The 13600-nt window shown below is 54.1% G+C and carries 13 protein-coding genes; 4 read left to right on the top strand and 9 right to left on the bottom strand.

What is annotated here, in order from left to right; genetic code table 11:
* Positions 1 to 214: 214 nt before the first annotated feature.
* Positions 215 to 1360 carry an aminotransferase class I/II-fold pyridoxal phosphate-dependent enzyme gene (locus Ga0123461_RS11830; protein WP_232710212.1) on the bottom strand — a complete coding sequence of 382 codons (1146 nt, stop codon included), beginning with the start codon at positions 1358 to 1360 and terminating at the stop codon, positions 215 to 217.
* 81 nt (positions 1361 to 1441) lie between these two features.
* Here Ga0123461_RS11830 and Ga0123461_RS11825 point away from each other — a divergent pair, with 81 nt between their 5' ends.
* Both Ga0123461_RS11825 and Ga0123461_RS11820 read left to right on the top strand, forming a co-directional pair.
* A complete protein-coding gene (locus tag Ga0123461_RS11825) occupies positions 1442 to 2635 on the top strand; it encodes a protoporphyrinogen/coproporphyrinogen oxidase (RefSeq protein WP_100278527.1) in 1194 nt (397 codons plus the stop codon).
* Positions 2632 to 3072, top strand: a complete 441-nt coding sequence (locus tag Ga0123461_RS11820) for a hypothetical protein (RefSeq protein WP_100278526.1) — start codon at positions 2632 to 2634, stop codon at positions 3070 to 3072. The genes Ga0123461_RS11825 and Ga0123461_RS11820 overlap by 4 nt, the downstream gene beginning before the upstream one ends.
* On the opposite strand, the gene Ga0123461_RS11815 is transcribed toward Ga0123461_RS11820, so the two are convergent.
* The 6 genes from Ga0123461_RS11815 to folD form a co-directional block, all read right to left on the bottom strand.
* A complete protein-coding gene (locus tag Ga0123461_RS11815) occupies positions 3053 to 3460 on the bottom strand; it encodes a hypothetical protein (RefSeq protein WP_157819332.1) in 408 nt (135 codons plus the stop codon). The two genes, Ga0123461_RS11820 and Ga0123461_RS11815, sit on opposite strands and share 20 nt — an antisense overlap.
* Before the next feature lie 163 nt (positions 3461 to 3623).
* On the bottom strand, positions 3624 to 5111 hold the full coding sequence (gene gcvPB / locus Ga0123461_RS11810) for an aminomethyl-transferring glycine dehydrogenase subunit GcvPB (RefSeq protein WP_100278524.1): 1488 nt from the start codon (positions 5109 to 5111) through the stop codon (positions 3624 to 3626).
* Complete coding sequence (gcvPA, locus tag Ga0123461_RS11805; protein WP_100278523.1) at positions 5108 to 6454, bottom strand: aminomethyl-transferring glycine dehydrogenase subunit GcvPA; 1347 nt, start codon at positions 6452 to 6454, stop codon at positions 5108 to 5110. Before gcvPA ends, gcvPB begins: the two co-directional genes overlap by 4 nt.
* 89 nt (positions 6455 to 6543) lie before the next feature.
* Positions 6544 to 6918, bottom strand: a complete 375-nt coding sequence (gene gcvH, locus Ga0123461_RS11800) for a glycine cleavage system protein GcvH (RefSeq protein WP_100278522.1) — start codon at positions 6916 to 6918, stop codon at positions 6544 to 6546.
* Positions 6919 to 6958: 40 nt separating this feature from the next.
* Positions 6959 to 8050, bottom strand: coding sequence for a glycine cleavage system aminomethyltransferase GcvT (gene gcvT / locus Ga0123461_RS11795; protein ID WP_100278521.1), 1092 nt, complete (start codon positions 8048 to 8050; stop codon positions 6959 to 6961).
* Positions 8050 to 8919, bottom strand: coding sequence for a bifunctional methylenetetrahydrofolate dehydrogenase/methenyltetrahydrofolate cyclohydrolase FolD (gene folD, locus Ga0123461_RS11790; protein ID WP_100278817.1), 870 nt, complete (start codon positions 8917 to 8919; stop codon positions 8050 to 8052). Before folD ends, gcvT begins: the two co-directional genes overlap by 1 nt.
* Before the next feature lie 50 nt (positions 8920 to 8969).
* Between folD and Ga0123461_RS11785 the strand changes: the two genes are divergently transcribed.
* A complete protein-coding gene (locus Ga0123461_RS11785) occupies positions 8970 to 9893 on the top strand; it encodes an ROK family protein (RefSeq protein ID WP_232710208.1) in 924 nt (307 codons plus the stop codon).
* Positions 9890 to 10246 carry a VOC family protein gene (locus tag Ga0123461_RS11780; protein WP_100278520.1) on the top strand — a complete coding sequence of 119 codons (357 nt, stop codon included), beginning with the start codon at positions 9890 to 9892 and terminating at the stop codon, positions 10244 to 10246. The genes Ga0123461_RS11785 and Ga0123461_RS11780 overlap by 4 nt, the downstream gene beginning before the upstream one ends.
* A gap of 97 nt (positions 10247 to 10343) precedes the next feature.
* Here the strand turns inward: Ga0123461_RS11780 and Ga0123461_RS11775 are convergent, their stop codons facing one another.
* Together Ga0123461_RS11775 and Ga0123461_RS11770 are read right to left on the bottom strand one after the other, a co-directional pair.
* Positions 10344 to 11687 carry a glutamate--cysteine ligase gene (locus Ga0123461_RS11775; RefSeq protein ID WP_100278519.1) on the bottom strand — a complete coding sequence of 448 codons (1344 nt, stop codon included), beginning with the start codon at positions 11685 to 11687 and terminating at the stop codon, positions 10344 to 10346.
* A gap of 75 nt (positions 11688 to 11762) precedes the next feature.
* The gene (locus Ga0123461_RS11770; protein ID WP_198507071.1) at positions 11763 to 13460 is read right to left on the bottom strand and encodes a tetratricopeptide repeat-containing sulfotransferase family protein; all 1698 of its coding nucleotides are present in this window, start codon (positions 13458 to 13460) and stop codon (positions 11763 to 11765) included.
* Positions 13461 to 13600: the final 140 nt, after the last annotated feature.

Raw genomic sequence — 13600 nt, 5'->3', positions numbered from 1 at the left:
TGGTGTGTACTCCGATAGAATCTCGATACTGCACCCGATGCTTCACCAGCTTTACCAGTGGGCATTGAGGATGCGCAGCATAACACTGACAACAGAAAAGACGAAGAAAATCGGGCTAAAAAGGCATCTGTCAGCGTAACCGGAATGAACGATGCAGCCATAGCAGGGCGCAAATAAAGATGGAACAGGGTCAATTGCCGCTTTTGCCGGTGAGTCAGGCGCTTTCCAGGTGCTTCCGGATCCGCGCGATACCTTCGCGGATATCATCCAGGCTTGTGGCATAAGAGAAGCGCAGATGCTGATTGGATTTGTAACGTCCGAAATCCTCACCCGGCGTGATGGCCACGCCGGATTTTTCGAGCATATCCCAGCAGAAACGGCGTGAATCACCGGTAATCCTGCTGACATCGGCATAGATATAGAATGCCCCCTGTGGCTCTACGACAATATCAAAACCGAGTTTCGGCAGCTCACTCAGCAGGTAGTTACGCCGCTCGCCATATGCTTTGCGCATGACTTCGATCTCATCGGTCGCAGCAATTGCCGCGAGCGCCGCGTTCTGGGAGAGGGTGGGGGCTGCAATAAAGATGTTCTGCATCACACGCCGGCAGGCATCGATCAGCTCATCGGGAACGATGATCCAGCCGATGCGCCAGCCGGTCATGGCCCAGCGTTTGGAGAAGCCGTTGACGACAATGGCATGATCGTCGAACTCCAGTGCACTACGGGCTTTAGTGCCGTAGGTGAGACCGTGGTAGATCTCATCCGAGATCAGATAACCACCCAGCCTGCGACAGGCTGCAGCAACCTTTTTGAGTTCATCATCTGCAATCAGGGTGCCGGTTGGATTTGATGGGTTAATCACCAGGGCGGCACGTGTGCCCAGCCGCCAGTTCTTCTCAATCAGGTCGGCAGAGAGGTGATAGCGCGTTTCAGGCCCAACCGGGATATTGAGTGGCTCAGCGCCTGAAAGGCGAATAAAATTGCGCTGGCAGGGGTAGCCGGGATCGGAGAGAAGCACCGACTCCCCATCTTCGAGAAGGGCGGCATAGATCAGGCTAAAAGCACCGGATGTGCCGGGGGTGATCAGGATGCGTTCGGCTGCAATACTCACGCCGTATTCATCCGCATACCAACGGCTTAAAGCTTTTTGCAGCTCGGGATTGCCGGTGGAGGGGGTATAGAAATTGTCGCCGCTATCAAGCGCAGCTTTAGCTGCTTCAATTACCGAGGCCGGTGTTGGGAAATCGGGTTCGCCGATCTCCATGTGGATAATCTTGCGACCTTCGGCCTCCAGCTCCTTAGCTCGCTCCAGCAGCTGCATGACGCGGAATGGTTCGATCTGGTCAATTCTTCGCATCCCGGCAGCTTAAACGATGCATTCCTGTTTGTCCTGACGCTTTGCGTTGGCCTGTCAGTGCAATTGACCTAGAGTCCCGGCATGAGTGAAAGATACGATCTTATTGTGATTGGGGCAGGCATCTCAGGCCTTGCGATGGCATTTGAAGCAAAGCAGGCCGGAATGAAAGTGCTAGTGCTAGAGAAGGAGGAGCGGGCCGGCGGCTGCTTCGATTCGCCTACGATCGAAGGCGATGAACCGTTCTGGCTGGAGATGGGCACGCACACCTGCTTTAACTCCTATGGGCGCCTTCTCAGGATTCTCAAAAAAGTCGGCCTGATGGATCGGATGGGGGCGCGCCAGAAGCTGCGCTACAAGATGCTGGCCGACGGCAAGCTTGTGTCGATCCCGTCGCGCCTGAAATTCGTCGAGCTCTTCGCCAACGCGTGGCGAATTTTCTCGACCACAAAGGACGGCAAGTCGGTGCAGGAGTACTACCGCGCCATTGTTGGCCCGAACAACTATGCCAATGTATTCAGTCACGCCTTTAACGCCGTGCTCTGCCAGCAGGCGGATGATGTGCCTGCTGGGATGCTGTTTCGCAAGCGTCCCCGTGACAAAAACGTTATGCGCAGCTACACCTTCCCCGAAGGGTTGAATAACATTATTGCCGAGCTGGAAAAGCGCGTGGAGTGCAGGAAGGGGCAGGCCATTGAGCTTGTCGCATATGATGAGAACAATGGTTTCTCGGTGACACTTGCCGATAGCTCCGTGCATGCCGATCAGCTGGTTGTCGCTACACCGGTGCTGGCGGCATCGCGCCTGTTGAAGGGCGCGTTCCCTGAGCTCGCAGAGCAGCTTGGCTGGGTGAATGAGGTGGAGATTGAGACAGTAGGTATCGTGGTGAGTAAAGATGACCTGCCGCTTGAACCGGTAGCAGGCATTATTGCGGCCGATGGCGATTTCTATTCGTCTGTGTCACGCGATATCGTTGAGCATGCGCAGTTTCGCGGCATGGCATTCCATTTCAAGCCGGGTCTCCTGGATGAAAACCAGAAGATTGAGCGCATCTGCACGCTGCTGCAGCTTCAGCGCCACCAGCTTATTCAGATCTATCACAAGACCAATCGCCTGCCGAGCCCGGACATGGGACATCATGTGCTGATGCATAAGGTGGATGAGTTGCTGGCAGAGAAACCGCTGGCATTGATCGGCAACTACTTCGAAGGGGTTGCCGTCGAGGACTGTCTGGCACGCGTGGAGAGTGAGTTTAAGCGCCTTTCTCAAATCAGATGAAACTGAAACAGCTTCTGGCAGGGGCATCACTACTGTTCGTTACAGCCTGCGGGGGTGAGAAAACCGATCTGCTGTTCGAATGTCCGTCACCCGATGGCAGTAAAGTTGCCACCCTTTACCGCGTTTCCGATGGTGACAGGGCTATTGATAGGGAGACAAAGCTCAACGTGCGCCCTGTATCCGCTTCATTTGACGGTGATATGTTTAGCTTCTCCATGCGCCATGGCTACGATGCGATTATTCAATGGTCTGCCGATGATCAACTGGAGGTTACCTATCCTGAGGACTCCGTTCTGACCCATATTGAGAATGTCATATTCGGTACCAGCCAGACCTTCAGTTCAAACGAGCGGATTCGCGTGATTTACCGGGAGAAAGGCTCTACCCATGGCTACTTTATGGTTGAAAAGCGCTGTTTTAATGCACTACCTGAATAGATAATCCTTTTGCTGCACTCTGTTCTACGGCCTCTAGAAGCTGCTGGATATTTTCTGAAAGGTCGCTGATGCCAAGCCATTGAGTCGCTGACTCTAAGCCATCACCATGCAGCACTCGAACCTCGCTGGGGTCAATCTTTTCAGTCGCCATCTGGTACATCTTGGCAAGGCCAAAGCCCACCCTGCTTCTCGCGAAAATGGCCAGTTTTCCACGGTGTTGCCTCAACCTTCCCTGGCGCATCCTTTTTCCAGCGGCGCATATTGTCTGATATCTTAGCAGGGAGGCGGATGCGCCTTCACTCAGGATGGCCAATCGCACCTTCCCCTCGTTGTCATACTTATCCAGAAGTAGCTCATCTACGAAGCTTTCCAATTCATGAGGCTTCACTGGGCCATGAAATATGGCGAGAACAAAGTTCCGACTTGAATGAAGAGTGATGTGAATGCCCATATGTTTCCGCCCTGTTAATGATGATGAAGCAAAAGCTGCAACACCCTTATTAATAGCAGGCATTCACGTTTACGCTACAGGTGCTTCTCCTGATCTATGGTTACTGCTCCTGCCACACCAGCACAGGGGATCTTGCTGCCTTGGTCTCATCGAGCCTGCGGCGGAACGGCTTGACCGGGGCTTCGTGAAGCATATCGGTGTCTCCCGCTTCGCATGCATCGGCAATCTCCAGCATCGCATCACAGAAGGCATCCAGGGTTTCACGGGATTCGGTTTCTGTCGGTTCGATCAGCATTGCACCATGTACAATCAGCGGGAAGTAGACGGTCATCGGATGGAAGCCGAGATCAATCAGTCGCTTGGCGATATCGAGCGTTTTGACACCGTGGCTGTTCTGATACTCATCGGTGAGCAGGCACTCATGTTTGCACAGGCCTGCAAACGGCACGTGATAACGATCCTTCAGGCGGTGCAGTACATAGTTGGCATTGAGTACCGCATCCTCGGCAATCTGGTGTAGATGTTCACGGCCAAAGGCGGAGATGTAGGCATTGGCACGCAACAGCACACCAATCTGGCCTGCTGATCCGAGCACAGGGCCGATAGAGTTGTCATCGCTATGTACCAGCGCGTAACGGTCTTCATGCTTTTCAATGCGCGGCACCGGCAGATAAGGGGCCAGCGTTTCATTGACAGCCACAGGGCCACCACCAGGGCCGCCACCACCATGCGGGGTGGAGAAGGTTTTATGCACATTGATATGCAGGCAGTCGATGCCCATATCGCCGGGGCGCGCCACGCCGACCAGTGCATTGAGATTGGCACCATCTCCATAAACCATGCCGCCGGCATCGTGAACCAACTGGCAGATCTCCTTGATATCGGATTCAAAGGCGCCGGCGGTGTTCGGGTTGGTCATCATCAGAGCTGCGGTATCACCATCCAGATGTGCTTTCAGCTCATCCAGATCGATGCGTCCATCCGCTCCTGACTTCAGTTCTACCGTCTGCATGCCGCAGAGTGCGGCGGATGCAGGGTTGGTGCCGTGGGCGGAATCGGGAACCAGTACCTTACGGCGATTGGTTTCTCCTCGCGCGTCCAGACAGGCGCGAATCATCATCAGTCCAACCAGCTCGCCGTGGGCACCGGCTGCAGGCTGTAGGGTAACATGCGGCAGGCCTGAAATGTCACCCAGCCACTGTTGCGTCTCATAAAGCAGTTCAAGTACACCCTGCGTTGTGTCCTCGGGCTGATCCGGGTGGATGTGAGCCAGACCAGGCAGGCGAACCACCTGCTCGTTAACGCGCGGGTTATATTTCATCGTGCAGGAGCCCAGTGGATAGAAGCCGGTCTCGATGCCGTGATTCCACTGCGACATGCGCACGAAATGACGAACCGTTTCCGGTTCGGAAAGGCCTGGAATATTGGCAGGTTTTTTACGCGCAAAGCTCTTCAACGCATCTGAAATCGGACCTACTACACCCGGAAGGTTGAGCGACTCAGGTGCTTCGTGGGCGTGTTCAAAGAGAAGTGGCTCCTCATGCTGGATGCCGTTGGTGCCCGAGTATCTGTAGTCTGGGTTGCTCATTTTGCTACCTCCAAAGCTGACAGGAAGCCGGTGATATCGGCCTCTTCCACCATTTCGGTGGTGGCGACCAGTAGGTGGTTGGTTTCTGCGGCCGGGTCAACCTGCTCCAGCGGAATGCCGGCAAAGATATCCTTTTCACGAGCTGCAGCGAGGAAGCGGTCGCGCGCCGCATTATCGACAAAGCTTAATACGGTTTCGTTGTAACGTGCGCCACTGGCCGCACTCACATGTGCAGGCAGTTGTGAGATCAACGATTGCAGGGCAGCGGCCGAGTGCATAGCTACCTTTTCAAGACCCGCATCCCCCATCAGTGCCATGTATGTAGCCGCTGCCGTACACATAAGTCCCTGATTAGAGCAGATGTTGCTGGTCGCCTTTTCACGGCGGATATGCTGTTCACGGGTGGAGAGGGTGAGTACGAAACCGCGCTTGCCATTCACATCAGTGGTCAGGCCACAGACACGTCCGGGCATCTGCCGAAGGTACTTCTGTTTGCAGGTGAACAGTCCCAGGTGTGGGCCACCGAATCCCATCGGGATCCCGAGCGACTGGCCGGAGCCGACCGCAATGTCGGCACCCATGGCGCCGGGGGACTCGATCAGTGCGAAGGCGGAGATGTCGGAGAAGGCGACCACCATCAGGCACTTGGCGGCATCACATGCAGCACGTAGTGGAGCCAGATCATAAACTGATCCGTAGAAGTCCGGGTACTGTACGATCACACAGGCGGTAGTTGCATCAATGGCGGCAATCACCTTTTCCAGGTCGGTGCCGAAGGCGCCCATGTCGACTTCGACATATTCACCGTCCAGGCGGGATAGATAGTTAGCCGTGACGCTGCGGTAGCGCGGATTTACCGATCCGGCCATTACCACGCGTGTTTTGCGGGTCACGCGGCGCGCCATAAGGGCCGCTTCTGCTGTTGCCGTAGCAGCCTCATACATCGAGGCGTTGGATACATCCATGCCGGTCAGTCGTGCGATCATGGTCTGGAATTCAAACAGTGCCTGCAGCGTGCCCTGTGAGATCTCCGGCTGGTAGGGGGTGTAGGCGGTCAGGAACTCGCCGCGCGAGATGACATAATCAACGACTGCAGGGACGAAGTGGTGATAGGTGCCGCCACCGAGAAAATAGGCGCTATTGGTGGCGTTGCGATTCTTCTCGGAAGCCCGGGTGAACTTGCGCACGATGCCCGCTTCGGAGAGTGTACTGGCAATCTCTAGGCTGCCCTTGTCAATCTGGAACTCAGCTGGAATATCAGTAAAAAGATCGCGGAGGGTGGAAACTCCCATCGTCTCCAGCATCGCTTTTCTATCGGTATCCGTATGCGGCAAAAATCTCATTTTATTCCCGGTTTATCTATTGAATTAAAAGTAAAAAGCCCGGAAAGCGGTGTGGCCTTCCGAGCTTTTTCTATCACAGCAGCTGATGGTTACTCTTCAAGGAAGGTGTTGTACTCATCATCACTCATCAACTCGAGTGTGGCGCCGCTCATTTTAACCTTGGCGATCCAGCCTGCACCGTAGGCATCACTGTTGACCTTTTCGGGCTCGCCTTCGAGCTCTTCATTTACCTCGATCACTTCGCCCGCTACCGGTGCGTAGACGTCGGAAACGGCTTTGACCGATTCAACCACGGCATAGGCTTCACCGGCATCAACGCTGCGGCCAACCTCCGGCAGTTCAACGAATACGATGTCACCCAGTGCTTCCTGCGCATGGTCACTAATGCCGAAAGTGGCGATATCGCCATCAATACGTACCCACTCATGGTCTTTGGTATATTTCAGGTCAGCAGGAATAGTCATGGTCTCTCCTCAATTGTTTGAAAAAACTTCGGCGTTAAATTTAGCGCCGGACGTTGCTGCGCACAAACGGTAAAGTTGTACGCTCGGCAGGAACGGCTTTGCCGCGAATCTCAACACTCAACGCGCCAGCATCGGCGTGTTCCGGTTTGACATAGGCCAGCGCAACACCGCCAGCCATGGGGCTGAACATGCCCGAGGTGATCTTGCCGGTTTCGACACCATCGGCAAACACCTTGTAGTGCTCACGCGGAATGCCGCGGCCGGTCAGCTTGATGGCGATCAGACGCTGTTCTGGACCTTCGGCCCGACGCATTTCAACAGCAGCCTTGCCGATAAAGTCACCCTTATCGAGCTTGGTAATCCACATCAGCTTCGCCTCTACGGGCGTGACGCTGTCCGATATTTCATGGCCGTAGAGCGCATAGCCCATCTCGGTGCGAAGCATGTCGCGGGCGGCAAGGCCAATCGGCTCAGCGCCGTTGGCCAGCAGCTGTTTCCAGACGGCCACCGCAATGGCATTCGGAATATAGATCTCGAAGCCATCTTCGCCGGTGTAGCCGGTGCGCGACACAATGCCGTTTGTACCTGCTACTTTCACCTGCGCAAATTTGTAGTAGCCGATCTTCTCAAGGTCGGTATCAACCAAGGGTTGCAGAGCAGTCTGTGCGGCGCCCCCCTGCAGTGCCAGCAGCGTGGTGTCATCCGACTCATCGGACACATTCACATCGAAGGATTTTGCTTCGTTCTGAAGGTGCGCCACATCCTTAAAGCGGTTGGCGGCATTGATGCAGAGGTAGTATTCGCTATCTGAAATCTTGTAAGTAGTGATATCATCGATGAAGGTGCCTGAATCATTGAGAAGGGCGGAGTAGTGCACCTGCCCACAGGCGAGTTTTGCCAGATCATTGGTGGTAACATACTGCAGGAAAGGTCGAGCATCAGACCCTGATACGCGCACCTGTCCCATATGGGTGATGTCAAATATGCCTGCGCCACCTTCGCGCACAAAGGTGTACTCTTTCAGAGCGCCATTTTTGTACTGCACCGGCATCTCAAAGCCGGCGAAGGGAACCATCTTGCCGCCGAGGCTCACGTGTTCATCAAACATCGGTGTTTTTGCCAGCTCTGACATTACTCGTCCCCTACGTGTATTTTGAATGCCTGCACGGTGTTAGCCAGTAGCATGGTGATCGTCATAGGTCCGACACCGCCCGGTACCGGCGTAATCCAGCCGGCCTTCTTGCTTGCCTCATCAAATTCGACATCGCCAGTCAGCGAGCCATCCTCAAGCCGGTGGATGCCAACATCGATAACGATGGCCCCTTGTTTAATCCATTCACCTTTGATCAGGCCGCGTTTGCCTGCTGCGGCAATAACAATCTCAGCGCGCTCAATATGGCTCTGCAGGTTTTCAGTGAAGCGGTGGCAGATAGTAACGGTTGCTCCGGCCAGCAGCAGCTCGAGCGCCATCGGACGACCGACGATATTGGAGGCGCCGACAATCACGCACTCCATGCCGTGCAGGTCAAGGCCGGTTTCAGCCAGCAGCTTCATGCAGCCGTATGGCGTACAGGAGCGCAGTGAGGGTTGACGTGCAGCAAGTCGTCCGACGTTATACGGATGAAAGCCGTCGACATCCTTGCCCGGATCAATCGCTTCAATGATCGTCTCAGGGTCAATGTGTTTGGGAGCTGGAAGCTGTACCAGAATGCCATCCACCTTTGGATTCTGATTAAGTTCAGAGATCAGTCCGAGCAGGTGCTGCTGGGAGGTATCGGCAGGAAGCTCGTGCGAGAAGGAGTGAATCCCTGCCTTTTCGCAGCCCAGTTTCTTGTTTTTGACATAGACGTGCGAAGCGGGGTCATTGCCGACAATAATCACGGCAAGGCCCGGAGCCCGGCCATGTTTTTGTGTCAGTTCGGCAGCCTCTTTACCGATTTCGCCACGCAGGCGATCGGAAAGGGCTTTGCCGTCGAGGATGTTTGCAGTATGTGTGTCCATATGGCTGCGCATTGTTGCAGTAAGCCTCGGAACAGACAATGATAAGCTGCATGAACAACGTTTCTGAAACCGGTGTGCGCATAGGGATCGATCTTGGCGGCACTAAAATCGAACTGATTGCCCTGGATGCAACGGGGCATGAGTTGCTCCGTTTCCGGCGTTCTACACCGGCCGGGGATTACCGGGCAATCGGTGCGCTGATCGGGAGCATGGTTGCAGAAGCAGAGGCAAGCCTAGGACTGCAGGCAACGGTTGGTGTCGGTACGCCCGGCGCGATTTCGCTGAAAAGCGGTTTGATGAAAAACTGTAACTCCACCTGTCTGAACGGGCAGCCTCTGAAAGAGGATCTGGAGAGGCTGCTTGGACAGCAGGTGAAGATGAGCAACGATGCCAACTGTTTTGCGCTCTCAGAGGCGATGGATGGCGCAGCTGCCGGAGCAGGTGTTGTGTTTGGCGTGATTCTTGGTACCGGGGTTGGCGGTGGTATCGTTGCAAACGGACATGTGATTAGCGGTGTGAACAGTATCGCAGGTGAATGGGGACATAATCCGCTGCCATCGCCATTCGGCAGCGAGCTCTCCGGGCATGACTGTTACTGTGGCCGCAAAGGGTGTATCGAGACTTGGCTTTCTGGGCCTGCCATGGCCGATGATCACCTGCGCTCAGGCGGCGGGCTGATGACAGCGGAGGAGATCTTTGCCGGAGTCGAGAAAGGTGACTCTCTCTGCCGGTTTACGCTGGAGCGCTACTCTGACCGATTGGCACGTGCGCTGGCGGGAGTAATCAATATCCTTGATCCGGACGTCATTGTATTGGGGGGCGGCATGTCGAATATCAAGCGGCTTTATGATGAAGTGCCGAAGCTGTGGGGCTCCTATATCTTTTCTGACGAGGTGCGTACGCGCCTGCTGCCTCCGAAGCACGGTGACTCGTCCGGTGTTCGTGGGGCTGCGTGGTTATGGGGGCACGAATGAGGATAGTACATGCAGGCTTGATAGTTTCTGATCTGGAACGAGCAGCGCTTTATTACGAGAACATTCTGGGCCTGAAAAGGGTTGCGCGGCCAGACCTTGGCTTTGACGGGTTGTGGTACGGGCTGGAAGAGGGGCAGCAAATCCACCTGATGCAACTTGAGAATCCCTATGCCGGATGTGAAAGGCCTGCCCACGGCGGACGCGATAACCATATCGCCCTGCAAAGTGAAGAATTTGATCAGGTTCGCCAGAGGCTAGATGCTGCGAAGATCCCATTCACCCTGAGCAGATCAGGCAGGCAGGCACTCTTCTGCCGAGATCCGGATGGCAATACCATCGAGATTACAGCTTAACTTCGGCAAATTCAGGTGGAACGAATTCGTAAGCGTAGCAAGGGCACGCCTTGCGGAGTGTTTATTAGGCCAGAGAGTAAGCCCGCAGCCATATGAATCAAATATGCATTGCCTCGAAGAAGACGCGGTCGATATTTTTATTCCAGGCGCCGTTATAGAGCTTCAGCCAGAACTCAGCCTGCGTCTGGCCTGATGCGACTGCGCTTTCGAGCGGCTTGAGGAAGATGGTTTCATTCTCTCCGGCACTGTTGCTGGCATCAATACGTTCAAGGCCACTTCGGCTGATCTGAAGCATCTGTTTGCAAAGCTGCAGGACGGTTGTCTTCCTGAAAGGAGTTGCCAAGGCGCTTTTTGGAACCTCTTCCCTGAGCTGAACCACCTCGGCATGAGACCAGTCGGCAATCATCTCCCATGCCTTTTGCTGGGCCTGTTCATCGTAAAGAAGCCCTTTCCAGAGGGCGGAGAGTGAGCAGATCCATGGCCAGGGGCCCGCATCTGCACCGCGCATCTCCATGTACTGTTTCAGGCGAACGTCGGGGAATAGGGTGGATATATGCAGCTCCCAATCTTCGATGCCCGGGAACTCACCGGGCAGCTGCTCAAGCTTGCCATCCATAAAGTCGCGGAAGCTGGCGCCGGCACAATCTATATATATATGATCGCGAATAACGAAGTACATCGGTGCATCCAGCGCCCATTCAGTGTAAGCCGCGAAGCCGAAGTCATTTTCAAAGGCGCAAGCCGGGATACCGGTGCGTTTTGTGTCGGTGTCGAGCCAGCAGGCCCCGCGACGGGAAAGGAAACCGGATGGTTTGCCGTTTTCAAACGGGCTTGCGGCATAGAGGGAGGTGACCAGTGGCTGCAGGCAGAGGGCGATGCGCATCTTTTGCGCCATGTCCGCTTCGGAGCCGTAATCGAGGTTAGCCTGTACCGTAGCTGTGCGCATCATCATATCCAGTCCGCCACTGCCGACCTGCGGCATGTAGTTGCGCATGATGTTGTAACGCGCTTTCGGCATTAGCGGGATATCACTGCGTTGCCACTTCGGCTGGAAACCCATGGCAAGAAAACCGATACGAAGTTCGTCAGTGATCGTTTTGAGGATTCTGTGATAGCTGGTGGTCTCCTCGCAGGTCTGGTGGATGGTTTCAAGGGGCGCGCCGGAGAGTTCGAGCTGGCCTCCAGGCTCAAGTGTGATCGAAGCCATTCCCTTTTTCAGGGCGATGATTTTTCCACTCTCCTCTACCGGTTGCCAGTCCTTGTCTGCCAGAAGGGTCAGCAGGCTCTGGATGCTTCTCTCCCCCTCATAAGGGATAGGCCTGAGCGTATCCATGCAGAAGCCGATTTTCTCATGTTCAGTGCCGATGTGCCATTGGTCGCGAGGTTTATTGCCTTCGGCAAACCAGTTGGTCAGATCATCCAGGGTAAGGTGTGAAGTCATAGCGACAGGTTATCCTATTATATATAGATAGAGTAGATGATAGATGAACCGATTACTCAGGCTATAGTAGCGCTATCACGCCAGAAGGTGCTGTTTGATAGGTTCTAGTTGTTTTTCGTAGTGCTTCCAACGCGCCACTGATTTTTGATGAATCGGTTTGCGTACTTGGACGAGGCTGGCGGTGGCTACCGAACCTGTAGCCTTATGCGTAGCTATGCACTCCTCGTACCACTCTAGGTTGCAACCTTCGAGCAGTCGACGCAGTTCGCTTTCAGGATTAGTCACAAGATCCTCATAGCTCACTTCCAGCATGACTCCCTCCGGAAGAACTTCGCGCCAATGCTGCATCAGTCGCTGATAACGTGCGTATTGGCGCCCGAGCTCGCCAATTTCAAGGGAGTAAGGCACGGCATCGGCAAAATCCTCCTGAAACATGGAGAGACAGGAGGCCATTGCCTCACGCCTGACATGGATGATGCGTGCTTGGGGCAGGGCTTTGGCAATAGCGCCAGCATACAGATAGTTGTTCAGGGTTTTATCAATTACCCGCCCATCAAGGAGATATTCCTGTTGCAGTCTTCGTGAGTACTCCTGTCCGACAGTCAGGAGTTCTGCATTATTCAGAGATGCCAATCTTTCGATGAGCAGCGGATTACTCACCTTGCGCTTGCGACCAGCGATGGATTGCTGCATGGCATCAGTTTCTCCGGACGGTTTCAATGCAGGGTGGCGTGACAACGCCTGTTCCAATAATGTTGAACCGCACCGGGGCATTCCAATAATAAATATCGGGGCTGCTGCATTGGCCTCTGTGCTGACCGGGTCAATAAAACGCGTGGCAGGGAACGAACCTGAAGCGGTCTGATGCAAGTTCTCCTGCTCGCTTTCATCATAGTTTACAAACTCTCGCCGCAAGCGGTTTCCCTTGGCATAACAGGTAAAAGCCTGTTCGTATTGTGAGTTTCTGTCAGCCGCCCGTCCCAGCGCAAAGGCGGCTGTAATTTGCGATTCAATGGTTGAGCCTGCTTGATCGTAAATCTCACGCATGGTGGCAAGGTTTGTTTCCCATTCAGCATCGGGATCGTTGCGCAGTAACATGCTGAGTGCCTTTGCATGATGCTGGTTAAGGGACAGTGCTTCCTTGAAGCGTGCTTTCGCAGATTCCATATTCCCCTCGCGGACAAGACATACGCCAATGCTGAAGAGTAGATCGGCATTGCTGGGATCAACTGCATGTAAACCTTCAAGCATAGGCAGTACTGTTTTGCTTTCCTGCAAGTTGTTACGCAGTGAGATGAGTTTCTGGAGCAGTGCTAAATTGTTTGGGTTGATGTTTAGACCTTTTTCAAAAAGTTGAATGGCGTGCCTGAATTCTCCGATGGCCTCAAGTGCTGAACCATATGACTCATATCCATTGGCAGATTCGAACAGGCGTGGTGAGTGTGCGAGTATCTTCGAATAAAGTTTGGCCGCATCCTCTTCCTGATGATTTAAAAGCAGACAGCTGGCATAATTGATCTGAAATTGCTGGGATTTCGGCGCGGCCTGACAGGCTTGCCCCATCCATGTGATAGCAGTGACATAATCCTGTTGTAAGGCGGCAATCAAACCGCGGGCATACATGATGTCGGGAAAGTTCTTGTGTTCGCGATCCGCCCGATCACAGATCCGCAGGGCCATTTCCAGCTTCCCTTTTTTGGCCAAATCTATGGCCTGGCTGGTGAGGGTTATCAGCTTCCGTTTCTTGTTGTTGGAAATTTTCATTGCTGCCATGTTGCTCCTCTCTTCGCCTACGTTACTGCTTGATTGCAATCGCATCAATCTTAATTCTTAAGGGTAGGTAGCTTAACGAGCATGTTAATCATGGCTGCGAAATAACGATGACTATATGCCCCGACATGTTGCCATCTTTG

This window comes from Mariprofundus aestuarium (assembly GCF_002795805.1).
GTDB lineage: Bacteria > Pseudomonadota > Zetaproteobacteria > Mariprofundales > Mariprofundaceae > Mariprofundus > Mariprofundus aestuarium.
The sequence above is the reverse complement of the archived record's forward strand: the minus strand, read 5'-3'. Positions and strand labels throughout refer to the sequence as shown.